Source organism: Streptomyces cavernae (assembly GCF_004023625.1).
GTDB classification, from domain to species: domain Bacteria; phylum Actinomycetota; class Actinomycetes; order Streptomycetales; family Streptomycetaceae; genus Streptomyces; species Streptomyces cavernae.
This window is the reverse complement of the sequence record NZ_RPDJ01000047.1, coordinates 15,579-42,219: the sequence shown is the minus strand read 5'-3', so window position 1 is coordinate 42,219 and position 26,641 is coordinate 15,579. Positions and strand designations below refer to the sequence as shown.

Here is a 26,641-nt window from a genome sequence, read left to right as displayed (position 1 = left end):
ACGCGGTTGCGGATCAGGCCGACGTCGCCTCGCCTTCGAGCTGCATGGTGCGGATCTCCTTGCGAGAGGAGATGCCGAGCTTCGCGAACACCTTGCGGAGGTGCCATTCGACCGTGTGAGGGCTGAGGAACAACTGCGCGCCGATCTCCGGGTTCGTGAGCCCTTCGCCGGCGAGACGAGCGATCTGCGCTTCCTGGGAGGTGAGGGCCGTGGGCGTCGCGACGGTATGGCTGCGCACCTTCGCTCCCGTGGCCTGCAGCTCCCTTCGCGCGCGTTCGGCGAACGCCTCGGCCCCGATCTTGCTGAACGTCTCGTGTGCGACGGTCAGTTGGGCACGGGCGTCGACGCGGCGGTTCTCGCGGCGCAGCCACTCGCCGTACAAGAGCTGTGCGCGGGCCAGCTCCACGTGGACCCGGATCCGGGCGAGCCGCTCGATCGCCTCGCGGTAGAGCGGCTCCGCGGCGTCGCCCTCACTCAGGAGCGCCCGCGAGCGTGCTTCCACCCCCAGTGCCCAGTTGGTGCCACTGGCTCGCGTCGTCTCCGAGAGCTGCTCGAGGGCGTCGGTGGCCAGCTCGGGTGAGCCGCCGCATGCGGCTGCCTCGATCAGTTCGACCAAGCCCCATCGCGGCGCGCCGAACTCCTGCTGGGGGACGGCTGCCTCTCGGGCCGCAGCCAGCGCGTCCGCGTATTGGCCGAGACTGTTGCAGAGCACCGCCTGGTACCAGTGTGTGACGGTAACGGCGTTTCCCTGGCCACTCGGCACGGCCTCGCTCATGATCGCATCGATCAGCGTGCGGGCCTCGCGCTCGCGACCACGCCAGACAGCCAGCCCGAGCGGTCCGACGCGCGCCGGGTGGCTCCCGATTGCCGCACACACTGTTCCCACCTCCTCGACCAGCGACTCGGCCGCCGCCAGTTCCCCCGCGATGAGGTGCATATGTGCGCGGGAGTCCAGCGCATCGGGGAGCGCGCTGAGCGCGCCGGCCTCGCGCGTGATCGCCACATGACGGGTTGCGACCTTGTGCCAGCGCTCGTCGTCCCACAGATCCGCAGCAAGGACCGATGCGAGCCAGAGCCAGCGCCGCGCCTCCTGGACGGGGAGCTCCTCGTCACAGAGCGCTTCGAGGGCTCGCTTCATCATCGGCACCGAAGCCGAGTAACCGTCGGTGAGACGCACGGCAAGGGCATCCAGCAGCAGGTCGGCCAACCGCGGCAGATGCGGCGACGGCGCGCCGCGGGCGGCCTCACCCACCTCGCGCAGGCCTGGTCCGCGCGCCAGGCGGCCGGCGAACAGCGCCGCCGCGATGGCATCCAAGTAGGTCTCACGGGCGAGCGGGACGTCCCGCGGCCCGAACCGGCGAGCGGCGGCGAGCAGCAGCGGGGGCGCCTCACCGCCGCGGTTCTGGGCGAACGCGATCTGGGCGTGCAGCACATCGATCCGCGCGCGCCCGAGCTCGTCGAGGGGGCCTGCCTGCGCCGTGGCGAGGAGAGTGGCCGCCGGCTCGAACGCCCCGGCGTGGAGCTTCGCCTGTGCGGCATCCACGGCGCGCTGCGCACGTCTGGCAGGATCCTGCGTCAGCGCGGTCGCACGTTGGAGGAACGCGGCCGCAGCCGCGATGCCGCCGCGCGCCTGCGCCCGGCCCGCGGAGCGTTCCAGCTCGGCAGCCACCGTCTCATCGGGTCCCGAGGCCGAGGCCGCCAAGTGCCAGGCCCGACGGTCGGGATCGAGCTGGGCATCGGTCGCCTCGGCCAGCGCCTTGTGTACCTCTCGCAGGTCTTCCGGACCCGCGGCGCGATAAGCCGCCGAGCGCACCAACGGGTGCCGGAAACGCACCCGGGTGCCGAATGTGATCAGCTCCGCTGCGCCGACGTGCGACGCGGCGACGTCGACGTCGATCCCCAGCCGCTCGGCCGCACGCCTCAACAACGTCACGTCGCCGACCGGCTCGGCGGCTGCGGTGAACAGCAGGCGTTGCGTATCGACCGGGAGCGACAGCACACGGCTGAGGAACCCCTGCTCGAGCTGACTCGACAACGGCCGTGCATCCGGAGGCCCGAAACCGCCGGCCAGCTCCGCCGCGGTCAACCCGCGAGGCAGCTCGATCAGGGCCAACGGGTTACCGCGCGACTCGGCGACGATGCGGTCGCGCACCCGCTGGTCGAGCGGTCCGGTGACGACCGAGTCGAGGAGTGCGCGGGAGTCGCGGTCGGTCAGCCCTGTGACGGCCAGCTCGGGAAGACTGCTGAGAGCCTCGCCCGCGCTGGGCTCGCGGACGGCGAAGACGATCACGATTGATTCCGCGAGCAGTCGGCGGGCGACGAACGCCAAGGTCAGTGCCGACGCGTCATCCAGCCACTGGGCGTCGTCGATGAGGCAGACCAGCGGCTCGTTCCCTCCGGCGTCCGCGAGGAGGCTCAGAGTGGCCAGACCCACGAGGAACCGGTCGGGCGCACCGCCTGCACGCAGACCGAACGCCGTGCCGAGCGCGTCACGTTGAGGCTCGGGCAGACGGTCGAGGCCGTCGAGCAGAGGAGCGCAGAGCTGGTGCAGACCGGCGTAGGAGAGCTCCATCTCGGACTGGACGCCGGCAGCCCTGACGGTGCGGCATCCGGTGGCACGGTCGAGGAGATGTCTCAACAGCTCGGTCTTCCCGATACCTGCCTCACCGCGCAGGACCAGGACACCACTACGTCCAGCTCTGGCGCCTGCGAGAAGGTCATCGAGAGCCTGGCACTCGTTCTGCCTCCCGAGGAGTCCGGCTCTTGAACCGCTCCTCGCCATGGCAGCTCCCCTGTCCGGAATCCTTCGATCGGTATGGTAATCCGTCTGTGGATCGCTGCGCGTTGTCGACCGGGGCGAGCCGACTCCGTCACAGGGCCGTACAAGGACAGTGGACGTCGTAGTCACATCCTGATCCAGGCAGACCGCTCCGCCTCCTCGTCGACGAAGCGGACCTCGTCCTGCGTCCTGGCACTGCTGGTCAAGGCGGCTCTGGAGCCCTTGGCCACGGATCAACCACGGCACGACCACGGAGCCGCCTACGGCCTTCCAGGGGCGCCATCGGCTTTCCGGGGCGCGACGTTGGTTGTCAGCAGCCATCAAGCCGCTGCCCCACGGAGCAGAGGAGCCGGTCGTGGACACACACCTGGCCGAAGCCGGCCAAGGTCGGGAGATGACGGGTACGACGGCCAACCGGACGATCGGTGATCTGGACGACGCCGCAACGGTGTTCGCCCGTGCCAGGCCCGGACTTCTCAAGATCGCCAGCGGAATCGTAGGGAACGCGAGCGAGGCAGAAGACGTCATCCAAGAGACATGGCTTCGGTGGCAGGGCGCAAATCGTACGGTCGTCTCGAACCCCCGGGCGCTGCTCAGGACGACAACCGTCCGGCTGGCCATCAACGTCGTCCAGTCCGCCTGGAGACGTCGAGAGTCCTGCGCCACTCCTTGGCTCCCGGAGGTGGTGGACACCCGCGCGACGCCGGAAGCAGCGGCCGAGCGGCAGGACGCCGTTGAGCGAGCGGTTTTCCTGCTGATGGAGACGCTGACGCCGAGGCAACGCGCCGCGTATGTCCTACGGCAGAGTTTCGGCTACCCCTACTGCCGGATCTCCGAGATCCTGCGCTTGAGTGTCGCCAATACGAGGCAGCAGGTCACACGCGCCCAACAGCGTCTCGCCGCAAACGATCACACGCAGCCAGTGGACTCCGTCGCGTATCGGCGTCTCGTTCAGGCGTTCCTCGCGGCAGCCCGGTCCGGCGACCTTGCCTCCCTGGAAAGAGTCCTTACCGCAGACACCGACGCCCCACCCACCTGCGGGCCGATGGAAACAGGGTAAGCGGGTAGTCGTCGCTCGGTGGTTTCCGGGAATCCTTCGGTAGCCGGGCTGGGACGGTGGCTGGTCCAGCCCGGACGTCCGCTTCGACGTGCCCGGCTCGCCCCTCCACTTCCTCCGCTCCCGCCCGAGGACACGTCGGCGGCGCTCCAGAGCGCCGTACGGCAGGGCCCGTGCGCGGGCCAACCGGCCCTGGTGCCACGGTAATTGGCCTGGGGCTTGTATCCCTGCCCGGGAGGACGGTACGCGCAACGCGTTCGTCACATGTGCGGTTGGTCAGAGGCGTGTTCGGCTGTGATCTCCTCGTACTCCTGCGCGGTCGGCTTGGCGATCTGCGCGCCCTCGCCGTAGAAGCTCCGGCTGAGCCTGGCACGCAGGCGCTGGGCAAGGCGGGATCCCGCATCCGGGCCTCCCCCGTTACCCACGGGGACGATCGGCTTGTATTGCACGTGCTGTGTGAGAAGGTGGCGTTGCCCTTGGCTGAGCGGGGCGTGCACCTCGATGAACTCCCCATGCGGCAAACGCTTGATGATCCCGGTCTCGCGGCCGTGCAGCACTTTGTCGCGGTCTCGGCGCTGGAGGCCCAGTGCCCACCGCTTCGTCATGACGTACGCCATGAGCGGCACGATGAGAAGGCCAATGCGAACGGCCCACGTCACTGCGTTGACCGAGACGTGGAAGCGGATGGCGATGATGTCGTTCGCGGCACCGATCAGGGCCACCAGATAGAAACTCAGCCAGGCCACACCAAGTGCCGTGCGCACGGGGCGGTTGCGGGGTCGGTCGAGGAGGTGCTGCTCACCGTCGTCATCGGTCACCCAGGACTCGATGAACGGGTATGCACCCATGGCAAGGAAGAGACCGATGCCCACCGCCAGCGGGATCAGGTTGTCCAGTGCCAGTGTGTGGCCCCAGAAGGTGATCTCCCAGCCAGGCATGACCCGCAACAGCCCGTCCGCCACACCCATGTACCAGTCGGGCTGCGAGCCGGCCGAAACCTGGTCGGGACGGTATGGGCCGTACAGCCAGACAGGGTTGATCTGTACGACCGCGGCCATCGCGAAGATGACACCGGCGACCAGGAAGAAGAACCCTGCGGACTTCACAGTACGCACCTTCAGCGGCAGGCCCACAACATTCTTGTTGGTCCGCCCCTGACCTGGATACTGCGTGTGCTTGTGGTGGAGAACCAGGAGCAGATGGGCGGCAAGCAGTCCCACCATGAGGGCAGGGATGAGCAGCACGTGAATGGTGTTGAAGCGCGCCACCAGATCATCCCCCGGGAACTCGCCTCCGAAGAGGAACATCGAGAGGTAGGTTCCGACGATCGGGATGGAGAGAAGTGTCCCGTTGACGACCATGAGTCCGGTCCCCGAAAGAAGGTCGTCCGGCAGGTCATATCCGGTCAGACCTCCGAACATCCCGAGTATCAGCAACAAAAAACCGAGAACCCAGGTGAGTTCGCGCGGCTTCCGGAAAGCCCCGGTGAAGAATACCCGCATCATGTGAACGAGCATGGCGGCGACAAAGACCAGCGCCGCCCAGTGGTGGGCCTGCCGTATCAGTAGGCCGCCACGAACATCGAAGGAGAGGTGCATGGTCGAGTTGAACGCCTCCGACACCAGCTGGCCGCGCAGCGGCGCGTAGCTGCCCTGATACTCCACTTCCTTCATCGATGGATGGAAGTACAGTGTCAGATACACACCCGTAATGATGATGACGATGAAGCTGTAGAGGCATATCTCCCCCAGCAGGAACGACCAGTGGTCCGGGAAGGCCCTTCGTGCTCTTGCCCTGACCAGGCTGTAGACACCCAGGCGTCCATCAGCCCATTCGGCAACCCTTTCCCCCCTTGTTCCTGGTCGTGCTTCGCTCTCCTGGCTCCCGTCACCCATGCCTCGACCACCATTCACAAAGCGTTCGATCTACGCTCGACATTGCGGATCCCGCAGCTCCCAGCCTCGTCACCGGATCCTTCGGCGATGGGCAGTGAATTCAGAGCCCGTCACGGAAAGCAGGCCCATGGACTGCTCGCACCCATATGACCGGGCAGGCGGCGAGGATGTGACACGCGAAGCCGCGGAGTGGATGCGATCCCCCTGGCCCCGAGCGCACGCAAAGGCACGGCCAGTCAGGCTTCTGGAAAGGGTGTAGCCTCTCTCCGGCCGGCTGTCTGGAAACCGGCCGCTGCTGAAGCAGCATTAAGACGATCACGGCACAATCCCTGCCGTTTTCCTCATTCCCCCACGTCCCAGGGACATCACTCGCATGAATCAGTCACCGTACGTTGGAGTTTCCTGGTTCCGGCCGATGCTGGCTCGTCTCTCGGACGAGGAGCACCGCACCGCCACCACGCTGGAGCTGTTTTTCGATCTCTGCTTCGTCGCTGCCGTCGCCCAGGTCGCTTCTGCCTTCGAGCATGAGCTCTCGGAGGGCCGCATAGGTCAAGGCGTCCTCAGCTATGTACTCGTGTTCTTCGCGATCTGGTGGGCCTGGATGAACTTCACGTGGTTCGCCTCGGCCTATGACACCGACGATGTCCTGTACCGAGTTATCACTCTCGTTCAGATCACCGGCGCCCTTGTCATGGCAGCCGGCGCTGCACGGGCTCTCGAGCACGGCGACTGGACCGTGATCACCTGGGGCTATGTTGTCATGCGGCTGGCCATGGCAAGTCAATGGCTGCGTGCAGCCTATTGTGATCACGAACGTCGGCGATGCTGCTTGCGGTACGCCTTTGGCATTCTCGTGGCCGAGATCGGCTGGGTGGCCGCGTTCGCCGTGCCGGGCAACGGTGGTATCGGCTCCTTCCTGGCTCTCGCCGTGATCGAACTCGCCATCCCGCTGTGGGCCGAGCATGCGGCCAACACGACTTGGCATCCGCATCACATCGCCGAGCGCTACGGTCTGTTCACGCTCATCGTGCTCGGTGAGTCCGTCATCGCTGCCTCCAGCGCCGTGCGAACCGCATGGGACGCCGACGTGGACAGCGGCACGGTCGCCCTCCTCGCGCTGGGCGGCCTGCTCACGGTTTTCTCTTTGTGGTGGCTGTACTTCAACCAGGACGCGCCACGCCGACTCACCATGTTCACCACGGCGATGGTATGGGGCTACGGCCACTACGCCCTCTTCGCCTCCGCAGCCGCCACCGGTGCCGGGCTTGCCCTCAACGTCGCTCGGGTCACAGGCCACGGAACCGTCACCGACCAGCAGGCCGCAGCCATGTACACGATCCCTGTGGCCGTCTTCATCGCGCTCGTGCGGCTCCTGCACCGACATGCCTCGCGGGCGTCCGCCCTGGCCGACATCGTCAACGTGACCGCGGTCATCGCCGTCCTGGGCGCCACCTTCACCGCCGTGCCCGTCCTCAGCACCGGCATCATCGCAGGGCTCCTGATCACCGCAACCCTCGTCCTGGACAGGCGCGGCGCTGTCAAACCTTCATGAACGCCCACCCGCTCCCGCCCCGTTCGGTGGGTCGGCCGGGCACGCAGCTCGGAGCGCGGCGGCGTTGGAGCCGTCAAGCCGCCGTAGCCACCGTGCCGTTGACCTGGCGGGCCCTGCATCGCCTCATCGCGCGGCGTTCACTCTCCGTCGTACCGCCCCATACGCCTTCCACCTGCCCCACCTGCACTGCCCAGTTGAGGCACTGCTCCACGACAGGGCACCGGCCGCAGACAGCCTTGGCCTCGTATATCTGTGCAAGCGTCAGGCGGCCGTTTCCCAGAGGGAAGAACAGATCAGGGTCTACGCGTAGGCAAGCTGCCCGTTCGCGCCAGTACGTTGCGTAGTCTCCTCGTTCAGCAGCCATGGGAAAGCAAACCTCCAGGGTTCGTCATTCGGCAGGAGGGCCCCGGAATTCGATCACGTTCCTCTCGTCTCCACGAAGAGGCACCGGGAGCTGTCTCATCAGACCGCGCAACCAGCCCATGTGTGACACCGAGCAGAGTCCGCGTGGAGGGAGATCGGCAAGGAACGGTGTGGCCGAGGCGCGGTTCGCCGGGGCTGGGCCGCCCGGTGGGATGCCCGACAAGCGGCACCGGGCGGCGCTCCGTGGGCCGCCATGTCACAAGATCCGTGTCCGCCCGGTCTAACGGATTGAACGGAGAAATCAAAGGAGTCTGTTGTGCTCGAAGACTCAGCCATCGGCTACCGCAGTCCTTGGTGTGGTGACAGAGGGAGGTTGCGGTATGGACCATGCTGAGGCGGTGCCGATAGCGGAGTTGCTCGAGGAGCGTCGGTATCTGCTGGATGTCGCCTACTGGATGCTGAGCAGTCCGCGTGAGGCGGACGGTGTTGTGGATGAGACCTACCGGCGGTGGTACGGATTGTCGGATGCTGAGCGGCGGCGCATCACAGCACCCCGGTCCTGGCTTGCGAAGACCGCGGGCGGGATCTGTCTGGCGCGGCTCGCTCTGCCCGGCCGGGACGCGGCCGGCCGGGGGGAGGGTTACGGCGCGCGAGCGGCAGACGACGGCGAGGGGGCTCAGCAGAGGCTGGAGGAGGAGGTCAGTCGGGTTCTGTTGAATGCGCTGGACTACCTGTCGCCGGCCGAGCGGGCGGCGTTCGTGCTCAATGACGTCTTCGGGATGCCCCCCGATGCGGTCGCCGACATCATGGGGCGCACTGAGCCGGAGTGCGCCGAACTGGCGGATCAGGCCCGGCACAGTCTTCGGCAGCGGCGCTCGCACCCCACGACGCCGGCAGAGCACGACGCCCTCGCCCGCGCCGTGTGCCAGGCCTGTGTGAGTGAGGACGCCGACCTGCTGGCATCAATGTTGTGTCCGGACGCCACCGCGTTCTTCGACGGTGGCGGCAAGGTCCGGGCCTTGACCAGGCCCGTCCACGGCAGCCGGCAGGTGGCCCGCAGCCTGCTCACCCTCCTTGCCCACCGCCCGCGCACCACCCTGACCACACACGCCGTCAACGGCGCCACCGGCCTCGTCGCCCGCTACGGCCACCAAGTCGCCGCCGTCATCAGCCTCGACATCGCCGACGACCACATCACACAGGTCTGGGTCGTACTCAATCCCAACAAACTGCGCGCCTGGAACCAACCATCCGCCACCGGTGGCCGTAGCTCACACCAGGCCCCGTCACGGCAGGACGACAGCCGATTCTGACCACTTGATCGCGCGAAGACCGCCTCGGCACAGTCCCGCACTCACACGGCACCCGCCGCAGAGTCAAGGCCGGCTGTGACGCGGGTACGCGAATCAAGGAAAGCGGCGATCTTGCTCGGAGAGAACACCCACATCAGCTTGTAGATGCCTTCTTTCGAAGCCGCCATCGTCATGAACGCGATGGGCCCGCCATCCCGGTAGACCATCACGCCCGTACAGCCGTTGGCATCGACCAACCTGGGCTCCGCTTCCCGCCAGAGCTTGGGGTAGGTAACCATCTTGGCCACACGTGCACGGCCTGTCACAGGAATACGAGCGCAGCCGCGCAGACCGTTGCCGTCGGACAGACTGACCGTATCGGGGGTTAGAAGGGCCTCCAGCGAAGCCACATCGCCCGTTTGAGCTGCTGAGACGAAGACGCTGAGAAGGCGTCGGTGCTCCGCTGTGTCCACGCTCTCCCGCTGCTCTTCCGACAGATGCTTGCGAGCACGGCTAACGATCTTCCGCACGTTGACGAGGCTGAGGTGAAGGACCTCAGCTATCTCGGGATAGGCGTAATCGAATGCCTCGCGCAGTACGTATGCGGCGCGTTCAGTGGGGCTCAGCTTCTCCAGCACCAACAGCAGCGCCAGTTCGAGAGCCTCCGCGCGCTGCGCGCCCACCTCCGGGTCGGAGCTCGTGTCGACGGGTTCGGGCAGCCACGGTCCTATGTAGGTTTCCCGGCGCACACGCGCGGATTGCGCGACGTTGATGGCCAAGCGGGTCGTCGTACTGGAGAGGAAGGCGACCGGGCTGATCACCACGGAGCGGTCGGTGTTCTGCCAGCGCAGCCACACTTCCTGGACCACGTCTTCGGCCTCGACGGCGCTGCCGAGCACGCGGTAGGCGATTCCGAAGAGGCGGTTCCGGTGCTGCACGAAGACAGAAACAGCCTCTTCAAGCTCACTCGTCGTGGGGGACAGTTCGAGATCCATGGTCCTGCGGTCTCCGTTCCTCCGGGTGCAATTTTCCAAGGGCGTGACCGCGCGGCGACCGCGTGGTCACGGCCGGATCCGACAACTGGTCCAAAACACGTTCCTGGAGGCCGCAGTACTGCCGGGTGTTACGCACTGCGTGGGTCGTTGGGGTCCGGCGGGGACCACTGCCCCGCCGAACGTCACGACTGCTCCAATCGCGTCTCCCCAATAAGACCGGGGTCGGCTCGCTCCTGTGACAGGGATGGGGCAGCGGAGTGCTGCCGACCGTCTCCAAGACGACGGGCATCCCACCAGAAACACAATGTTGGGTTGGGTCAAGAAAGATCATGTACGGAGAACTGACACGCTGTTGAGCGACCCTCGGTACGAGACATCCGGGTCGGTCAGGCGCCGTCAGTCCGCTCCACAGTTCCGCTGTGCGGAGCTGTGGGGCATCGTTGTCACTCCGTACGCAGTCCCTCCGGCCGCATCATCCTCCACAGTGGTGGCAGGCTCACCAGGGTGACGAGCAGAACCAGCCCCGCGGCCACCCCTGCGTAGGGCAGGAAGACCCACCAGTCCTTGGCCGGTTTCTGCACCATGCCGAGCATCACATGGCCCAGCGCCAGCCCGCCGGCGGAAGCGAGCACAGTGCTGACGAAGACCGGGATGGCCGTCTGCCACAGCACCGACCAGGCCAGCGTGGAGCGCCGCGTACCGAACGCCAACAGGACCGACAGCAAACGCCTGCGCTCCCGTAGTTGCTCGATCTGGGACACCAGCATGCTCGCGGCGATCAGCACCATCATCAGCGTGCCGCCGACCAGCAGGCCTGTCTGGACCGACTCGTAGTCCTTGTCCCGCTGCCGGTTCTGTCGTTCCCGCACTCCTATGGCCGGATCCAGCTTGGCAGCCGTGTTGCGGACCTGGTCCGCCACGTCGGTCACGCGGGGATTCGTGTGAACACCCGCCAACGTCTCGGCTCCTGGCAGAGGACCGGCCGGCAGGGCGCCTGGGGTGGCCAGGATCCCGTCGTGCCTCTCACCCATCGGATCCGGCACGGTCAGGACCACTGGGCTGTCTGCCGGCAGCGTCCACCGGAGCACTCGAACCGGGCCGTCGGAGCTGTAGTCGTTGAGAGTGACAGCCTTGCCGGGCCTGGCCGTCTCGTCCACATGCCGACTGCCCGCGGCATCACCAGGGTTGTGCGCGACGAACGTGTCACCGTCGCGGCACGAGGGCAGGCGGGCCACTTTCCGCAGCTGGGCGCAGTCACCGACGGTCAGGGACGTCACAGACCGCTCGGGACCGGACACGTACGTCCATGTAATGGCGAACGCCAGTGTCACGCCCGGCGTGCGACGCAAACCCGCCTCCAACCGTGCGGCGGTGGCAGTGTTCCCGTTCATCGACACAAGGGTGAGGTCCGGCGTCCGAGCGCTGCCACCGCTCCCTTCGCTCCCACCGCTCCTTTCGCTCCCGCCGCTCTCTCCGCTCCCGGAGGTGGTCATGAAGCTCTGCTGCATCGCTCCGAACATCAGCTGCAGGACAATCGCCCCCGTCGCGGCCACCATGATGCCGCTGACGGCACGCGCCGCTGATCCGCTGGACAGCTGGAGACGGCGAACGGCGAGCTGCCACGCCACGGGGCCGCCCCGCAGCCGGGCCACGGCCCCCTCGACCAGCCAGGGCAGGAGGCCGACCAGGCCGACCAGCACAAGCGCCGCCCCGGCGGCGACAGGGATCGCGCTGACTTCCTGGGACGGGGCGGTGATCCGGTCGGAGACCAGGAGGATCACCAGGCCCACGGCCGGCAGAACCAGCCGCCACCACAGTCGCCTTCGTCTCAGACGGGCGTGGCGGACCACGCCGAGGGGTTCGACGGATACCGAGTGCATCGCGGAGAGCGTCACCACGACCGAGGTGAGCGGCACCGCCAGGGCGACGACTACGGCGAGGTCAAGGCGCGGGACAATGTCGCTCGGGTAAGCGCTGACGCCCCACAGCCGGACGTAGTCGGCGGCCTGACGCCCCACCAGGAACAGCGCGGCGCCGATGATGACGCCCAGGACCGAGCCGAACAGCGCCTCGCCGGCGGCGATCCGCGCGACCATGCGACGATCCGCGCCGACCAGCCTCAGCGCTGCGAGCCTGCGGTCCCTGCGGTCGCCGCCGAAGCGCACTGCTGTGGCGATGAAGATGCCGACCGGCACCAGGAGCACGACGCAGATCATCACCACCAGCACGTACAACAACGCGTCGAGGGGGTCGTGGCGGGGGACGTACCCGAAGCGCGTGGCGCGTACGGCGCCCGCGTCGAGACTGATGCGATCGCTGCCCGCGTAGTAGCGAAGCTCGCTCCCATCCAGCAGACCCGGGGGTGCGATGGTGCCCACGATCCGGTAGTCCAGACGCTCTTTCAGCAAGGCGCCCGTGGGCGCGTCCAGCAGCTCCCTCAGGGCCGGGGAGACGACCATCTCGCCGGAAGCAGGGATCTTCGCGATTCCGGGCGGGGCAGGCGCGCGCGGGCCGTCGGCGCGCAGCAGCATCCCGCCCACGAGGTCGGACCGGAAGACGGTGTCGCCTGAACGCCACAGGAAGGAGGATTCCGACCTCGGCACCGAGGTCGACGACATGACATTCGACGGCTGGCGGGCGTTGCCGCGGTCGGTACGGACGGAGAGGATGTTCGGCGTGGAAGCGGCGAGCAACAGCAGGGCCACGCCGAGCGCCACCCCGGCGGCGGTGAGGACGGTCCTTGCCCAACCGCCCCGGCCCCCCGCCGCGGCGAAGCGTATGCCCAGGCCGAGTTCGCGGATCCACGCTCCTGGTCCTCCGGGCCCCACCCGGGACGGCGCCGAGGGAAGCGCATCGGTGCTGTGCGCACGGTCGTCGGGGGTCATGCGACGCGCTCCGTGTTCCGGGAGCGCCCGTCGCGTACGACGGTCTGGCGGTCCGAGTAGGCGGCGACGCGTGCCTCGTGGGTGACCAGGACGACAACGGCGCCGGTTGATCGAGCGGTCTCGGTGCGTTCCGTGTCGTTCATCGCCGAGTCACCGCCTTCGCGAGTCGGCCTCCGTCGTGGACCTGGCCGTAGGCGAGGCACCGGCCGGGGCTGAACTTCTCGTGGAAGACGCGCTTGACGTCGTGGCAGGGGCCGGACTCCACCAGCCCGAGGGGGGTGTTGCGGATTGACATACCGAAGACCATACACACGATGTATACACGGTGTGCATAGACATGGTGTCAACATACGCCAGTACGGACCTCGCAACGGGTAACCGCGACGCGGCCACTTCAGGACGAGCACGCACAATCCGCCCATGCCAGTTGGCAGCGGACGGTGTGTTCCTGCGAGATGTTGTCAAACGATGCGAGGAGCAGGCCGCGGGCGACGTACTGGTTGCCCCTCACATACTGGCCACGACCGTTGCGATGGCATTGAATACGTATCGCACTCTGTCCAGCACCCTTCCGCGGGTCGGCCGTTCCTCTCCAGGACAGCCTTCCGACTACGTTCAGAGTGGGTCACTGCATATGATGACGGAGGGGTCCCATGCCCGCGTTCGGATCGAGCGGTACCGCAGGTGAGCCGGGGCGTGGCACGTGGGCTGAAGATGAGAGGAACACATGGTCTCTGTAACGGCGCATGACATTGAGATCACCGCTGAGAGCCTTCAAGAGGACCTGGCCCGCCTGCAGCTCCAGAAGGAGGCACTCGAAAGGGAGTTGGCCGCGGTTGTGGCGCATCTCAGCTCGGTACAGCGGGCCCTCAGCGCCCTCGTGCCCCTGATGCACAACCAAGCCGCTGCGACCCTGACGGCTACGGCCGATGCTGCGGGTGCGCGGCGGGGCCGGGCCGCGACGACCGCCGAACCGCAGGCCGACACCACTTCCACCGAGCCTGTGGACGCGACGGCGAAGGCCGCTCCGCAGCCTCCGAAGCCGCGGAGCGGCAAGGACGCGGAACGTCCTGTCGGCGCCGAAACGGACACGGACAGGCAGAAGTCGTACGGCAAGCTCACCGAGCAGATCATGGAGTACTTCGCCGGCCTCGGCGATGTCGATGTGCGAGCCCGCGATGTTGCCGCGGCTCTCGGCCGCGATACCGACAGCGGAAGCATCAACGGCGTTCGCAGCACCCTCGACCGCCTGGTCGGTGCGTCCCGTGTCCAGCGGACCGGCCGGGGCCTCTACCGCGCCAAGCGCTCCTAGCGGCATATATCATCGCGGTCCGCTACGAGGCGACCGTCCTCGTCGCGCCCATCAATGAATGGCTGTGACCACTCACACGGCTCGTTCCATGCAGACCAGTTGGTCCCGCTCGTCCCACGACTCGGTGACGGTGAATCCAAGCCGCTCGTACATGGCGATCGCGCCTGCCCGCCACTCCCATACCGACAGCCGCACCGCGCTGACGCCGCTTTCCGCAGCATGCACGAGAGCGGCGCTGACCAGGCTGGACGCGATGCCCCGCCCCCGGAACGCCGGGTCCGTCCAGAGCCTCTTGACCTCGGTCCGTCCGTCGACAGAGGCGGTCACCACCAGGCAGCCCACCGCGGTGTCCCCGCTCAACGCCAGCAGCACGACATCGTCAACGAACGCGGCCTGTGGATCCGCGATCTCTGCACGGTAGCGGTCCGGCAAACCATCCACCCCGGCGACGGCCGCACCCTTCTCGGCCTGCGTCTGCAGATGGTAGGCCGCCAGCAGATCTGCCGGCCCATCCTGGGCGGAAGGGGCCTGACCTGGCCAGCGGACGATGGCAACCTCGCGGTGGTCAGTCATGACGTGAGCATCGCATGACATGACTGCTCGCCTGTCCGCAAGTCGGCGACCGGACGCGGGCTGATGAGCGCCGGTGGTTCAGCGCATCGACTGCAGGATCACGACGCACAGACCGATCATCGTCACGGTGATCACGGTCATCGCGGTCAGTGTGCCTCTCAGCCATCGCCGGACGCGGACACGGTGCTGCTCTTCCGCCACGCTGATGCTGTCGGCGATGTGCTCCGTCACCATGCGGGCAACGTAGGTCTGCTCCTCCAGATACCACCTCTCGATATCCATCTTCTGCTCCCGGGTCAGCCACGGTGCCCGTGCGGTGAAATCGGCCACGCGCCGGTGTGCTGATTTCAGATGGGCCTCCTGGTAGAGGAAGTTCTCGATCTCGGTCAGGCCGCGCTTGGCCTCTTCACTCGCGTCCATGGTGTGCTCCAGCGGGGAAGGCAAGAAGCCCGGTTGCGGCGATACCGGACCCGGGCGGGTCGAATGCCGGGATGCATCGCGGATCCCGGCGCACTGAGCTGTGTGGGCGCACCGCCGGCCGGCTCGGTGGAAGGGCGTCGGCAGCCGGCCAGTCGCCGTAGTGCGTATCTGCGGTTCACGCACCAGCGCCGGGAAGCCGCGAGGACATCAACCACGGCACCGTCACGGTGCGGCCTTCTCATCTCATGGACCGGAGAGCTCGCCCGTCTGTGACACACACAGTTGAGGGTCAAGGCTGTCGACGTCACAGCGCAATCCACCCCGCGGCCTGGCGTGTCACATCCGTTCCTCGTGCCCGGTCATACGGGTGGGGTCTGCTGCTGGGCTCGGTCATCCAGGCCGTTCCGCATCACCCGTACTGCCCCGTCGTGATGCTCCGCTCCGGAAAGGAATCAATCAATGACGACGCTGGACGGGCAACCCGGGAGCCAGGTCGCGCGCACGGACACCGCGCCGCAGGTCCCCGCCGCTGAGCCGGACGCCTATCGGCAGGCTCCCGCCCAGGTGGCCGACCGGCTCGGCGTCGACCCGGGGATGGGGCTGAGCACGCGGCAGGTCTCCGAGCGCGCGGCGGTCCACGGCGCCAATCGATTGTCCGAACCGGCCCGACGCCCGGAGTGGCTGAAGTTCCTGGACCAGTTCCGCAACTGGCTCATCGTCATCCTGCTGATCGCCGCGGTGGTGGCCGGAGCCATCGGGGACATCAGGGACGCAGTCGTGATCACCGTCGTTCTGCAGATCAACGCCGTGCTCGGATACTGGCAGGAGCGGCGTGCCGAGCGCAGTCTTGAGGCGCTGCGCCGGATGCTGGTGCCCACGGCGAGGGTTCGCCGCGACGGCACGGAGCAGGTGGTGGAGGCACAGTTCCTCGTGCCCGGAGATGTGGTCCTGCTGGAGGCCGGCGACCGCGTACCGGCTGACGGCCGGCTGATCGTCGCAGAGGCGGTCGAGGTGGCCGAGGCCGCCCTGACCGGTGAGTCCCAGCCGGTTGCCAAGAGCGTGACCGCCGTGGATCACACATCGACCGCCCCGGTGGCGCTCGCCGAGCGCACCAGCATGCTGTTCATGAACACCGCACTGACCCGGGGCCGTGCCGAAATGATCGTCACGGCCACCGGAATGCGCACCGAACTCGGCGCCATCGCCGAGGCGCTGCGTACCGGGACGGAGCCGCCGGGCCCGCTCCAGGTTCAGCTGGACAGCCTCGGCCGGCGGCTGGCACTGCTGAGCGGAGTCGCGGTCGTCGCCTATGCCCTGAGCGCATGGGTCCGCGGCGAGTCGCCTTCGGACGTCGCGCTGCAGGCCGTAGCCCTGGCCGTCGCAGCGATCCCCGAAGGGCTGCCCGCCGTGCTGGCCCTGACGCTGGCACTCGGCGTGCACCGCATGGCCCGTCGCGGTGCCATCGTCAAACGACTGGCCTCGGTGGAGTCCCTCGGTGCGGCCACGGTCGTGTGCAGCGACAAGACCGGCACGCTCACCCTCAACGAGATGACCGTGCGGAGCTTGTGGACCGCGGGCAGGCTCTACGACGTGACCGGGGAGGGGTACGGAACGGCAGGCGTCCTCCGCGTCCCCGGCGCGGATGACACGTCTCCCGCCGACGATCTCCGTGACGCGGTGCTTCCCTTCGCCCTGTGCAACGACGCACGCCTGAACGACGGCTACTTCATCGGTGACCCGACAGAAGCCGCACTGGTCGTCCTGGCCGCCAAGGCCGGTGTGGACGCCGACCGGCTGCGTACGGAGTTGCCCCGCACGGGCGAGCTGCCCTTCGACGGGGCCACCAAGTACATGGCCACCTTCCACACCCAACCCGACGGCCGCACCCGCGTCCACGTCAAGGGCGCGGTCGACGTCCTGCTGGGCATGTGCACCGACGTCCTCACCGAGGACGGTGCTCGCCCCCTCGACGAAGGGCGCAAGGAGGAGATGCTCGCCGTGACGGGCCGGCTCGGCAGCGCCGGACTACGAGTACTGGGCGCGGCCACCGCCGTGATGGTCGACACGCCGAGCGCCTTCACTCCGGCCGCGCTACCCGGCCTGACCTTGATGTCGGTCGCCGGGATCGCCGATCCGCCCCGCCCGCAGGCACGGGACGCAATAGCGCAGTGCCGCACGGCAGGAGTGGCCGTCAAGATGATCACCGGTGATCATGCCGACACGGCGGCGGCCACCGCCCGCGAGCTGGACATCGACGGCGACGTCGTGACGGGCACTGAACTGGACCGGATGACGGAGGAACAACTCGCCGAGCGCATCGACGACATCGCCGTGTTCGCCCGGGTCGCCCCGGAGCACAAGGTCGTGATCGTCCGGACGCTGACGAATCGGGGACACATCGTCGCCATGACCGGTGACGGCGTCAACGACGCCGCGGCGCTCCGGGCCGCCCACATCGGCGTGGCCATGGGCATCACCGGCACGGACGTGGCCAAGGAAGCCGCCGACGTGGTCCTGACCGACGACGACTTCTCCACGATCGTGCGGGCCGTCCGCGAAGGACGGGCCATCTACGCCAACATCGTCAAGTTCGTCCGCTTCCAGCTGGCAACCAACATCGGCGCGATCCTGACCCTGCTCAGTGCCTCCCTCGCCGGTCTGCCGTCCCCGCTCACGGCGGCCCAACTGCTGTGGGTCAACATCATCATGGACGGACCACCCGCGATGGCCCTGGCCGTCGACCCCGCCCGTGACGATGTGATGCGCCACCCGCCGCGCGACCCGGGTGAGCGGATCCTGGACGCCCGCCGGCTCTTCGCCATCGGCCGGGCCGGTGCGGTCATGGCCATGGGTACCGTGACGCTGCTCGCCGTCGCCCGCTCGTACGTCGCCCCGGACACCGCGCTGACCATGGCGTTCACCACGTTCGTGCTGTTCCAGCTGTTCAACGCCCTGGGCGCCCGCGCGGACGACGGCCCGCTGCTGGGCCGACATCAGTTCCGCAATCGCGCGCTGTGGCTGTGCCTGGCCGGTGTCCTCGCCGTACAGGTCGCCGTCGTCCACCTGCCCTGGGCACACACGGTCTTCGGCACCGTGCCGCTGACCCTGACCCAATGGGGCCTGTGCCTGAGCATCGCGTCCACCGTGCTCCTCGCCGAATTCGTCGTACGCTCCGTACGGTCGGCGATGGCCAGGGCGGGATTGCGGGTCTGACCGTACGCCCGGGTACTCACTCCCTCCACCGCATTTCACGGCAATTCACGGCAATTCACGGCAATTCACGGCCCACTGTGTGCTCCAGCGGTTCGGGGTCAAGGGCCGGTGAGGCAGACGAAGTGTGAGTGCCGGCCGTCAGCCGCCGGCCCTGTTCCGGCATGCTCAAGCGGCCGTGTGGTCGCTCGCCCGGCTCTCGCCGGAGCGCTGCGGACCGCCGTTCGTGACGAACGCGTCCCGTGGGTGCTGAACGGCCGCGAGGGAGACAAGATCCCGGCCGAACAGGGCGGCGGTGAGCCACACGGTAAGAACGCGGACCTTGCGCTCCCAGGTGGGCACGGCCAGGACGTGATAGCCCCGGTGCATCAGCCAGGCGAGGACTCCCTTGATGACGATGCCCCTGTACTGGAAGATGCCGCGCCCCAGCCCCAGTGTCGCCACCACTCCCAGGCTGCTGTGGCGATAGTTGCGGATCCTGCCCCCGCGCAGTCCGGCCGCGATGTTCTTCGCGAGGCGCTTGCCCTGACGCACGGCATGCTGGGCGTTCGGGACCGTGCGCGCCCCCGGCACAGGCGAGGCAAGGTCGGGAACGGCCGCGTCGTCTCCGGCCGCCCACGCATCCGGCACGAGATCGCTGTCGGTGCCCACGCGAAGATCGGGGCGGACCACGAGCAGTCCCCGCTCGTCGACCGGCAGGTCCGTGTGGTTGTGCACGACCGGGTTGGAGGCGTTGCCGGCGGTCCAGACGATCAGTTCCGAATCGAATTCCTCTCCGCTGGAGAGCACGACGTGCCCGTTCACAGCGGAGAGGAGTTGTGTATTGAGATGCACGCGCGCGCCACGGCGTTCGAAGGAACGCACCACCCACGCACCCGGCCGGTCGCTCACCTCGGGCAGAATGCGGTCCCGGGCCTCGACGAGATGGAACGACAGGTCCTCCAGGCTCAACTCCGGATAGGACTTGAGCATCGCGGTCGCCAGCGACAGCAGTTCGCCGAAGCCCTCGACACCGGTGAAACCGCCGCCCACGAACGTGAAGGTGAGCAGTTTCCGCCGCTCGGCGCCAGGCCGCAGCGACGCCGCCTGGTCGAACGCGGTCAGAAGCCGGTCACGGATGGCCACTGCCTCCTCCACGTGCTTCAGGCCGATGGCCTGCTGCGCCAGACCGGGTATGGGGAAGGTACGCGTCACAGCACCGGCAGTGACGACGAGGATGTCGTAGTGGAGTTCGTAGGCGTTTCCGTCCACAGGTTGGACGGCGACCGTGCGGTCCTTGTGACGGATCTCCGTCACGCTCCCCGCGATCAGCCGGGTCTTGCGCAGATGACGTCGCAACGACACAGCGGCGTGGCGTGCCTCGACCGAACCTGCCGTCACCTCCGGCAGGAAAGGCTGGTAAGTCATGTACGGGCGTGGGTCGACAACCGTCACCCGCGCCTCGCCGGCCCGCAATGACTTCTCCAGGCCCCACGCGGTGTAGAAGCCCGCATAGCCACCACCGACGATCAGGATCTCACGCATGGTTCCCTCTGCTCCTCGTCCGTCAGCCATATAGACAGGCGAGAGCGCGTTGGTGTGACAGCACCGACAAGTGCCTGACGGCCGTGACGACGGCGGCAAGGACTGTTGCCCGATTGAGGGCGGCAGCGTTATCGAGCCGTGGTGAGACTCGCGCAGACTGGCGTCATGAACTGGCACGGAGTTCCAGCGGCGATGGCCTGCGTCTGCGCGATGGCTCTCCTCGCCGGGGGCTGCACGGGCGACGGCGAGGAGCGGACGGCGGACACCTCCGCGTCAACCATGCCCTCGACGTCCGGGTCGCCACCGACACCGGCCGAACGCGACACGGGCGAGGTCAACCGCCGTGACGTGAACGGCGACGGGCACGCCGACGCCGTCGTCAACGGTTGGTACAAGTACCCCAAAACCGGCGGTAAGTGGTTCAACAACCGTTTCATCGCCTTCGCTTCGCGTTCCGGCCTCGACCCCGCCGGCGCCTTCGGCCTCTCGGAGCGCTTCGCCCCGCCCGATCCCCGGGTCGACTCCTCACCGATCTTCCGTGACGTGTCGGAACAGTTCACGGGTGATCTGGACGACGACGGCCACGCCGACATCGTCGTACGCAACCGACTGAGCCACCCGAGCGGCAAGTACACCCCCGACCAGCGCATCATCTGGGGCGGCCCGCGCGGAGCCACGGGCACCACCGGGCTGCCCTCCGATGTACAGGACGCCGTCGCCGTCGCGGACTTCGACGGCGACGGTGCGCTCGACCTGCTCACCCTGGGTGAACCGAGCTCGGACCAGGACCTGGAACCGCAGCAGGCCGTGATCCTGCACGGCCCGCTCGCCCGCGACAAAGGTGTGCCCCGGACCACCACGAGTGTCGACGTCGGGCATGACGGCTGGGTGCCCGTGGCCCACGTGGTGGCGGCGGACTTCGACGGAGACGGCCGCGACGACCTGGTGACCAAGGCGAAGTACGACGAAGAGGACGCCCGCTTCGAGGACGACGACATGCCGGACGTCGACGACGCCGCCTTCTACCGCGCAATGCCGCAGGGTCTGAAGGAGGTGGGATCTGTGCCAGGCATCACGAGTGATCACGAGAGCGGAATGGTCCCCGTCGTCGCGGGGGATTTCGACGGCGACGGCCGCGACGACATCCTCGGGCGTACTCAGGTCGATGAGGCGGTGGCCGTGTACGGCAGCGCGAACGGCCCCGGCCGCGGGCGCTCCGCCACCAGCCTGGGCAAGGTGCGGCTCTTCGACGCGGTCGTCGGTGACGTCGACGGAGACGGTCGCGACGATGTCGCCACCCAGACGGTGGGAAGCGATCGGCGCGTCGGCGAGGTGACGGTACTGCTCGGCGGACCGCGCGGCCTCAGCGAGGACCGTGTCATGAGGATCGACAGGTACTCCATCGGCCTGGGCGGCTCGCCCCGGCACGAGGGGGACCGCGATCGGTTCGGATGGGACCTCCACCTCGCCGACCTGGACATCGACGGGCGCGACGAACTGCTCATCGGCACCTTCGGCTTCAACAAGCCGCGCAAGGAGGCCGGTTACTGGATTCTCACCGGCACGAAGACGGGCCCCTCCACCAGCGACCGACGCTTCGTCAGGACTAGGGACTTCGGCAGAGGCTGACGTCGGTGGCCAAGGCATCGTCACGCTCGTTGATACGGCCGTCCGGCTGTAGCGGAACACGCCAGGGGACTCCCAAGGAATCGCACCTTCGCGGTGGCCGCGCTCCGGGTGCCGGGAATGTCGTTCGACGGCCCCGGCCGGGTGCAAAGCAGGGCCGCTCAGCGCAGTACGTCGCGCAGCAGTCTCGCGTTCTTCACCACCTGGCTCGAGCCGGTACGCGCGGCGACCGCGGTGACTTCGGGTATCTCGCCCTTCGCCGCGCAGCGGGAGGCGCAGTCGACACCGAGGGCGAGCAGCGCTCCGGTGCCCCGTACCACCGGATCGCCCAGCAGGTGGGGCAGGGCGACTTCGAGCACGGACCACACGGTGGCGTACGCGCCGGTCTCGGCCGCCATACGCAGGGAGACGGTCACCCGGTTCGACTCGATCGACTTGCCGCGCAGCATCTCGGCCAACTGCCGTCCGAGCAGGTCGGTGTTCAGCTGCCCCCGCGCGGCGAGCACAAGAAGCGCGTCCACCGCCGCGTCGCGTTCGCCCTGCCGGTCGTACGAGAGGCTGAACGCCAGCGCCAGATGCAGCGCGAATCCCGCCGGGCCGCCGGACTCCGCGGCGAACGGCAGGGCGTAGGCCCAGCCCCGCTCGCTGACGCGGTACCTGAAGTAGTCGCGGGCCAGCACGACTTCGCGGTGGTGGGGCAACTGGGCGAGCCAGAAGGGGGCCATCGGGTTGAAGAGGGCACCGCCCCGGTGCGGCCCGATCAGGGTCGCGGCGGCCGGGAGCAGCGGGGGGCCGGGGGCCGGCTCAGGGCGTATGTGGCTCACCCAGTCCGTCGGGTCCTTGTGAGAGTGGGCGTCGGGCCAGTCGGCCGGCCCGCAGTCCCAGTGCGGCAGACCGCCCTCGCGCAGCCACCGCGCCAGCCGCTGCCCGGCGTCGGACGCGAGCTGCCCGGCCGCGGCCGGCACCTTCTCGTCGGCGGTCGGGGCGACGCGCAGCAGCGCCTGGGCCAGGTCGACCGGCGCGGGTGTGATGCCGAGTCCGTCGAGCACCGAGATCCGCTCCACGAGTACGGCGGCGTCCAGCGCACCGGTGGTGTCGGTCGGCACGGCCAGCAGGAACGGCTGCGCGTCGGCCTCGATGATGTCGATCGCCTCGGCCAGGCGCGCGCCCAGCAGTTCACCGGCCGGGGAGTTGCTGCTGTACTTGGGGCGGACGGTGAAGTGGCGCTGCCTCGGCTCGTCGCCCCGCAGCGCCGCGGCCACGTCGTAGACGTCGGCCTGGGTGCAGTCCTCGTCCGAGCGGGGCTCCTTGCGCATGACCGGCTTCAACGCCTGGGCCAGCGCGATCCGGTCGAGGTGGGCGTGCCGGACCAGCCCGTCCAGGACCCGCTCGAACGTGACCACGTCCTTGTCGTCCGCGACGACCGCCGCGAGCTCCTCGGCGACCTCGACGGCCGTCTCGATGGGGCCCTGTACCGGGCGTGGCTCGGGCACGACGGGGAGTATGTCGCTGTACTGCCGGGTGAGTTGGTCCGGTGCGGTGCCGAGGAGTTCGGCGGCCCGTGCCGCCAGACCGGGGTTGATCCGTGCGGCAGCCGTGCGCAGCTCAGGCAGTACGGAGTCGCCCGCGGCCCTGAGGTGCCGGGCGACCACGTCGAGGGCGCGTTCCTGCATGTCGACGTCCCGGTGGTCGAAGGCCCTCGCCGCGTCGAGCACGGTCCGGGCGGCGCGCGAGGGGTCCCGGCGGGCCGCGCGGTCGAGCCGGGTGAGCTGGGCGCGGACCAGCTTCTTCTCCGGGCGGAGCAGGACCCGTTCGCACACCTCGGTGAACACGTCGGGCTCCAGCAGCCCGGCCTCGTCGAGCCCGTTGAGGACTTCCTGCGCGTATGAGGCCACCGGCGACGACAGGTCGAGCAGCGCCACATGGTCCCTGGCGGAGGGTGCGTTCTCGTCCGGGGTGAGCGCGAGCGCGCGCAGGAACGCGAGCGGCGGCGCGGTCTCCGCGCGTGTGCCGTCCTGGAGCAGCCGCGCGCGCAGGGGTTCGGCGAGCGCGGTGCGTTCACCGGCCACCGAGGCGAGTTCCGCCGGGGTGGGGGCGAGTTCCTTCAGAACGATCGCGACGTCCAGCCCCCATGTCATGGCGGCATCCAGGTCGGCGAAGACGCGCCGGACCAGCGCGGCATGGTCGACCAGTCCCTCGGCACAGAGTCTGATGAACGGGCCCAGCCTGGTGTTCTCCATCATGTACGACAGGCCGTTCCGCGCCGTCCCGTGATGGAAATAGTGCACGCCGAGCTGGATCTCCGGCCGTTCCAGGACCAGCGGGAGGAGTTTCGGCGACAGGTCGTCCGCGCGCAGCCGCTCCAGGATGGTGGCGCCGGGCCGTGGCCCGCCGCGCAGCCCCGCGGGATGCTCCCTGTTGGCGATGCGGCTCTCCAGCCAGCCGTGGACGAACCCGACGGCGTCCGGTACGGGGCAGCCCGTGTCGTGGACGAGGTGCTCGACGAGGTCGGCCCTTGCGGAGCGCTCGGTCGTCAACCGCTCGGCGAGCTGCGCGGCCAGCTCGGCCCGCCACGCGACGGGGTGGAGGTTCAGGACGTCGAGCATCCAGGACCCGCCGAGGAACAGGGGGGACCACGCTGCGCCGTTCTCGTCCCGCTGGATCCAGTCGGCCGCGGCCACGCGGTCGGTCCGGCAGCCGAGTTCGGCGGCGAGCTGGGCGGCCTTCTCCCTCTCGGGGCGGTGGCTCCAGTCGGCCCGCAGCGTCGCGCGCCGGGCTTCCAGGGCCTCGGCCTGTGCCGCGCGGTCGCCCGGCGTCAGGGCGCCGAGTTCCCGGAGCACCCCCTCGACATCTGATGCTTCCGCGAGGTGGACCAGCTTCATCGTGCCGTCTCCGATCGTGTCGTGTTCGCCGTCGTTTGCGACTCCGCCGCCGTGCCTCGTGCCAGGCCAACAGCGAGGACGTGCTTGCAGGGGCCGCGTCCGCCCCGGTACTTCGCCCACCAGAAACAGGTGCAGCTCAACCGCCCGGTCGCGTCGTCGGTGCGGACCACATGGGCGTCGTCGCCCTTCCCGACCCGGGCCAGCGGGCCGTCGAGCCGGACCGACCCGTCCGCGACGAGCGCCCGCGCCCCGCGCAGCCGGGGGTTGCGCGTCTCCGCGGCGCCGGCGTCGTACGGCAGGTGGCGGTGGAAGTACGCTTCCTCGGCGATGTCGTAGCCGATCTGGCCGGACGTGCCCAGCATGGTCAGCGCGGCACGCACCCGGTCGGCGGGCAGACCGGTCTGCCCCGACAGGTCGGCGACATCGATCCTCGGCTCCCAGGCGATCAGTTCGGCGATCCGTTCCGCGTCCGCCGCCGCGGACCCGGTGACTAGTGCCCCGGCAGGCAACGTTCGCCCGTCGAGGAGCGGCGTCCGGTGCGTGCTCTGGGGTACCCCCTGCTCGAAGAGCTTGGGAGAGTGCCGGCCGGAAGTCCTCGTACTGGATGTACTTGGGCTTTCGCCCGGTGCGGCGAGAGTGCGTGCCAGGCGTCGGCCGGCAGGCGCCACTTCCGACACAGGCCCTAGGTCGTGGAGCACTCCGCCCTCGCCGGAGAAGCCACGCGAGGCGCTCTGGGAGAGCAGCAACGTCAGCCGCATGCCCGGCAGTTCGACCTCCCAGGCAACGGCGGCGGCCCCGTCCGCGGCGTCGGCCCCGTCCGCGGCCGTCGGCGCGTACACCCGTACGGTCGTCGCGTGCCGCAGGACCGTCTGCAGGGTCAGCAGCCGCTCCGGCCCGGGCAGGCACACGGCACCCGGCGCCGGCCTGGTCACGGGACGCAGGGTGCGGCCCGCGGGCACCACCCAGCGGGTTGTGCGGGCACCGGACTGGCGGGTGGGCCGGGGCACCGCCCGCAGCAGGGCGGCCGCCTCCGCAGCGGGAACCTCGGCCCGGAGAGCGAAGCCCGCCGCGAGCACCTGGGCCTCGGCGAAGCCGCGCAGCCAGCGCTCCGGCAGCGGGACCTTCTTCTCCACGAACTCGCCGTCGAAGGTGCGCACCGCCAACTCCTCCGGCCCCACGGCCAGATGAAGCGGGTCGAGCCCACCGAGCCCGGCGAGCGCCCGCCGCAGCGGCGGGTTGACGTCCACGTTCGTGGTGCCATGACCGACATCGCCACCGTCGAGGCCGGGCGCGAGGACGTCGAGGCGGGCGTAGACACCGCAGCAGCCGGAGAAGGACTCAAGCCGCAGCCGGTCGCCGTCGGCCGTCACCACAGGGTCGAGCGAGGCCCCGCCGCTCGGCCGGTAGTAGCGGGCGGCCGCCACGTCGGCGACCGCGAGCAGCGCCGTCGCCGCGGCGGCCGGCGCGGTCAGGAACCCGCTGAAGAAACGGGGGTTGGCCGCCTCTCCGGCCGGTGTGGCACCGCCGGAGGTCTCCAGCGTGAGGCTGCGCCCCGCCATGGAATCGTGCACGCCCGAGGGGCGTAAGTAGAAGTAGTTTTGCATGAGTTGAGTCACCCGCACACGCTACGACCATGGACTGACACCGGGCCGCAGGGACGCGCGCACACCGCCGTAGCCCCTGCTGCGGCGAGGAACTGGCTGCCGCCGCTGCCCTGCTGCGGCGCGCCCACGACGGCGCCGCCCACCGGACGTGAGTCGTACGGCTGCCGAGGTCTTGCACCGCGTCACCCAACTGCCCCCTGCTCGACGCGATCCCGCGGGTTCGCGGCCGGGTGGGGCTCCCACACCGCAAACCTGACTCGCTCTTCACCGACCGCGGCAACGACAACGACATCTACCGCGACCTGGTCCGCCCTCGTGACATGGGGCCCAGGATCGCCCGCCGCAGGACGCGGCACGGCGGCCCGTTCCCCGGCCCAGCCGCCTGGGCCGGGCACGGACGGCGTGGCGGCGTGCGATCAGGTGGCGATGTCATCGCAAGCACGGTGTCCTGGCGTACCAGCGACCGCACCCTGCTCAGCGCATCCCGGGGAGTTGGTGAGACAGCGGTGCCGGGAGCGCCCGGTGGCTCGCGTCGAACCGCGGGGGCCCGCCACCGCCCAGCCGGGCCGGTCGGCGTCCGGCCTGGACGCCCGGCCGGCGGCGACAGACTCGCGGAGCACTCGGCGAAGCCGCCGTCTCCGCGGCCCGCACCGATACCTTCCTGACCGTCGA

17 protein-coding genes and 1 pseudogene are annotated in these 26,641 nt (G+C 68.8%); 6 read left to right on the top strand and 12 right to left on the bottom strand.

The annotated features are described in order from the left end of the window. Nucleotides 1–13: 13 nt before the first annotated feature. Nucleotides 14–2,782: a helix-turn-helix transcriptional regulator gene (locus tag EF387_RS39995; protein ID WP_128381550.1), complete on the bottom strand. Its 2,769-nt coding sequence runs from the start codon at nucleotides 2,780–2,782 to the stop codon at nucleotides 14–16. A 352-nt stretch (nucleotides 2,783–3,134) separates the two neighbouring features. Between EF387_RS39995 and EF387_RS39990 the strand changes: the two genes are divergently transcribed. Beyond that, nucleotides 3,135–3,839: a sigma-70 family RNA polymerase sigma factor gene (locus EF387_RS39990; protein WP_202918519.1), complete on the top strand. Its 705-nt coding sequence runs from the start codon at nucleotides 3,135–3,137 to the stop codon at nucleotides 3,837–3,839. Between the two features lie 257 nt (nucleotides 3,840–4,096). On the opposite strand, the gene qcrB is transcribed toward EF387_RS39990, so the two are convergent. Further along, the gene (gene qcrB / locus EF387_RS39985; protein ID WP_128381526.1) at nucleotides 4,097–5,731 is read right to left on the bottom strand and encodes a cytochrome bc1 complex cytochrome b subunit; all 1,635 of its coding nucleotides are present in this window, start codon (nucleotides 5,729–5,731) and stop codon (nucleotides 4,097–4,099) included. 373 nt (nucleotides 5,732–6,104) lie between these two features. On the opposite strand from qcrB, the gene EF387_RS39980 reads away from it, so the two are divergent. Next, the gene (locus EF387_RS39980; protein ID WP_238431963.1) at nucleotides 6,105–7,283 is read left to right on the top strand and encodes a low temperature requirement protein A; all 1,179 of its coding nucleotides are present in this window, start codon (nucleotides 6,105–6,107) and stop codon (nucleotides 7,281–7,283) included. Nucleotides 7,284–7,356: 73 nt separating this feature from the next. On the opposite strand, the gene EF387_RS39975 is transcribed toward EF387_RS39980, so the two are convergent. Beyond that, nucleotides 7,357–7,647 (bottom strand): WhiB family transcriptional regulator, encoded by a 291-nt coding sequence (locus tag EF387_RS39975; protein ID WP_128381525.1) that lies wholly within the window; start codon nucleotides 7,645–7,647, stop codon nucleotides 7,357–7,359. 379 nt (nucleotides 7,648–8,026) lie between these two features. Here EF387_RS39975 and EF387_RS39970 point away from each other — a divergent pair, with 379 nt between their 5' ends. Next, nucleotides 8,027–8,959 carry a sigma factor-like helix-turn-helix DNA-binding protein gene (locus tag EF387_RS39970; RefSeq protein ID WP_128381524.1) on the top strand — a complete coding sequence of 311 codons (933 nt, stop codon included), beginning with the start codon at nucleotides 8,027–8,029 and terminating at the stop codon, nucleotides 8,957–8,959. A 41-nt stretch (nucleotides 8,960–9,000) separates the two neighbouring features. Here the strand turns inward: EF387_RS39970 and EF387_RS39965 are convergent, their stop codons facing one another. From EF387_RS39965 to EF387_RS46895, 4 genes and pseudogenes are all read right to left on the bottom strand, one after another. Continuing rightward, nucleotides 9,001–9,933, bottom strand: coding sequence for a sigma-70 family RNA polymerase sigma factor (locus tag EF387_RS39965; RefSeq protein ID WP_128381523.1), 933 nt, complete (start codon nucleotides 9,931–9,933; stop codon nucleotides 9,001–9,003). A 443-nt stretch (nucleotides 9,934–10,376) separates the two neighbouring features. Continuing rightward, a complete protein-coding gene (locus EF387_RS39960) occupies nucleotides 10,377–12,818 on the bottom strand; it encodes an FtsX-like permease family protein (RefSeq protein ID WP_128381522.1) in 2,442 nt (813 codons plus the stop codon). Beyond that, nucleotides 12,815–12,943 (bottom strand): annotated as a pseudogene (locus tag EF387_RS39955) (ABC transporter ATP-binding protein); the annotation flags it as partial. The gene EF387_RS39960 and the pseudogene EF387_RS39955, both read right to left, overlap by 4 nt. Nucleotides 12,944–12,957: 14 nt before the next feature. Next, nucleotides 12,958–13,113 (bottom strand): hypothetical protein, encoded by a 156-nt coding sequence (locus EF387_RS46895; protein WP_155589816.1) that lies wholly within the window; start codon nucleotides 13,111–13,113, stop codon nucleotides 12,958–12,960. A 432-nt stretch (nucleotides 13,114–13,545) separates the two neighbouring features. Here EF387_RS46895 and EF387_RS39950 point away from each other — a divergent pair, with 432 nt between their 5' ends. Continuing rightward, on the top strand, nucleotides 13,546–14,130 hold the full coding sequence (locus tag EF387_RS39950; protein ID WP_128381521.1) for a hypothetical protein: 585 nt from the start codon (nucleotides 13,546–13,548) through the stop codon (nucleotides 14,128–14,130). Nucleotides 14,131–14,202: 72 nt separating this feature from the next. Here EF387_RS39950 and EF387_RS39945 read toward each other — a convergent pair whose 3' ends face one another. Further along, nucleotides 14,203–14,703, bottom strand: a complete 501-nt coding sequence (locus EF387_RS39945; RefSeq protein ID WP_128381520.1) for a GNAT family N-acetyltransferase — start codon at nucleotides 14,701–14,703, stop codon at nucleotides 14,203–14,205. 78 nt (nucleotides 14,704–14,781) lie between these two features. Then, nucleotides 14,782–15,123, bottom strand: a complete 342-nt coding sequence (locus EF387_RS39940; RefSeq protein ID WP_128381519.1) for a hypothetical protein — start codon at nucleotides 15,121–15,123, stop codon at nucleotides 14,782–14,784. A 459-nt stretch (nucleotides 15,124–15,582) separates the two neighbouring features. Between EF387_RS39940 and EF387_RS39935 the strand changes: the two genes are divergently transcribed. Beyond that, nucleotides 15,583–18,336: a cation-translocating P-type ATPase gene (locus tag EF387_RS39935; protein ID WP_128381518.1), complete on the top strand. Its 2,754-nt coding sequence runs from the start codon at nucleotides 15,583–15,585 to the stop codon at nucleotides 18,334–18,336. A 165-nt stretch (nucleotides 18,337–18,501) separates the two neighbouring features. Here the strand turns inward: EF387_RS39935 and EF387_RS39930 are convergent, their stop codons facing one another. Further along, nucleotides 18,502–19,857, bottom strand: coding sequence for an NAD(P)/FAD-dependent oxidoreductase (locus EF387_RS39930; protein ID WP_128381517.1), 1,356 nt, complete (start codon nucleotides 19,855–19,857; stop codon nucleotides 18,502–18,504). A gap of 165 nt (nucleotides 19,858–20,022) precedes the next feature. On the opposite strand from EF387_RS39930, the gene EF387_RS39925 reads away from it, so the two are divergent. Beyond that, nucleotides 20,023–21,486 (top strand): FG-GAP repeat domain-containing protein, encoded by a 1,464-nt coding sequence (locus EF387_RS39925; RefSeq protein ID WP_128381516.1) that lies wholly within the window; start codon nucleotides 20,023–20,025, stop codon nucleotides 21,484–21,486. Nucleotides 21,487–21,644: 158 nt separating this feature from the next. On the opposite strand, the gene EF387_RS39920 is transcribed toward EF387_RS39925, so the two are convergent. Continuing rightward, entirely contained in the window at nucleotides 21,645–24,365 is a 2,721-nt protein-coding gene (locus tag EF387_RS39920; protein WP_128381515.1) for a DUF6493 family protein, read from the bottom strand. Then, nucleotides 24,362–25,969 (bottom strand): SWIM zinc finger family protein, encoded by a 1,608-nt coding sequence (locus EF387_RS48870; RefSeq protein ID WP_238431966.1) that lies wholly within the window; start codon nucleotides 25,967–25,969, stop codon nucleotides 24,362–24,364. Before EF387_RS48870 ends, EF387_RS39920 begins: the two co-directional genes overlap by 4 nt. Nucleotides 25,970–26,641 lie beyond the last annotated feature (672 nt).

Coding starts and splice junctions, on each gene's coding strand:
- EF387_RS39940 (WP_128381519.1), bottom strand. CDS start 15,123: ATGGACGCGAGTGAAGAGGCCAAGCGCGGCCTGACCGAGATCGAGAAC.
- EF387_RS39975 (WP_128381525.1), bottom strand. CDS start 7,647: ATGGCTGCTGAACGAGGAGACTACGCAACGTACTGGCGCGAACGGGCA.
- EF387_RS39960 (WP_128381522.1), bottom strand. CDS start 12,818: ATGACCCCCGACGACCGTGCGCACAGCACCGATGCGCTTCCCTCGGCG.
- EF387_RS48870 (WP_238431966.1), bottom strand. CDS start 25,969: ATGCAAAACTACTTCTACTTACGCCCCTCGGGCGTGCACGATTCCATG.
- EF387_RS39925 (WP_128381516.1), top strand. CDS start 20,023: ATGAACTGGCACGGAGTTCCAGCGGCGATGGCCTGCGTCTGCGCGATG.
- EF387_RS39930 (WP_128381517.1), bottom strand. CDS start 19,857: ATGCGTGAGATCCTGATCGTCGGTGGTGGCTATGCGGGCTTCTACACC.
- EF387_RS39945 (WP_128381520.1), bottom strand. CDS start 14,703: ATGACTGACCACCGCGAGGTTGCCATCGTCCGCTGGCCAGGTCAGGCC.
- EF387_RS39970 (WP_128381524.1), top strand. CDS start 8,027: ATGGACCATGCTGAGGCGGTGCCGATAGCGGAGTTGCTCGAGGAGCGT.
- EF387_RS39965 (WP_128381523.1), bottom strand. CDS start 9,933: ATGGATCTCGAACTGTCCCCCACGACGAGTGAGCTTGAAGAGGCTGTT.
- EF387_RS39995 (WP_128381550.1), bottom strand. CDS start 2,782: ATGGCGAGGAGCGGTTCAAGAGCCGGACTCCTCGGGAGGCAGAACGAG.
- EF387_RS39950 (WP_128381521.1), top strand. CDS start 13,546: ATGGTCTCTGTAACGGCGCATGACATTGAGATCACCGCTGAGAGCCTT.
- EF387_RS39920 (WP_128381515.1), bottom strand. CDS start 24,365: ATGAAGCTGGTCCACCTCGCGGAAGCATCAGATGTCGAGGGGGTGCTC.
- EF387_RS46895 (WP_155589816.1), bottom strand. CDS start 13,113: ATGTCAATCCGCAACACCCCCCTCGGGCTGGTGGAGTCCGGCCCCTGC.
- EF387_RS39980 (WP_238431963.1), top strand. CDS start 6,105: ATGAATCAGTCACCGTACGTTGGAGTTTCCTGGTTCCGGCCGATGCTG.
- EF387_RS39935 (WP_128381518.1), top strand. CDS start 15,583: ATGACGACGCTGGACGGGCAACCCGGGAGCCAGGTCGCGCGCACGGAC.
- qcrB (WP_128381526.1), bottom strand. CDS start 5,731: ATGGGTGACGGGAGCCAGGAGAGCGAAGCACGACCAGGAACAAGGGGG.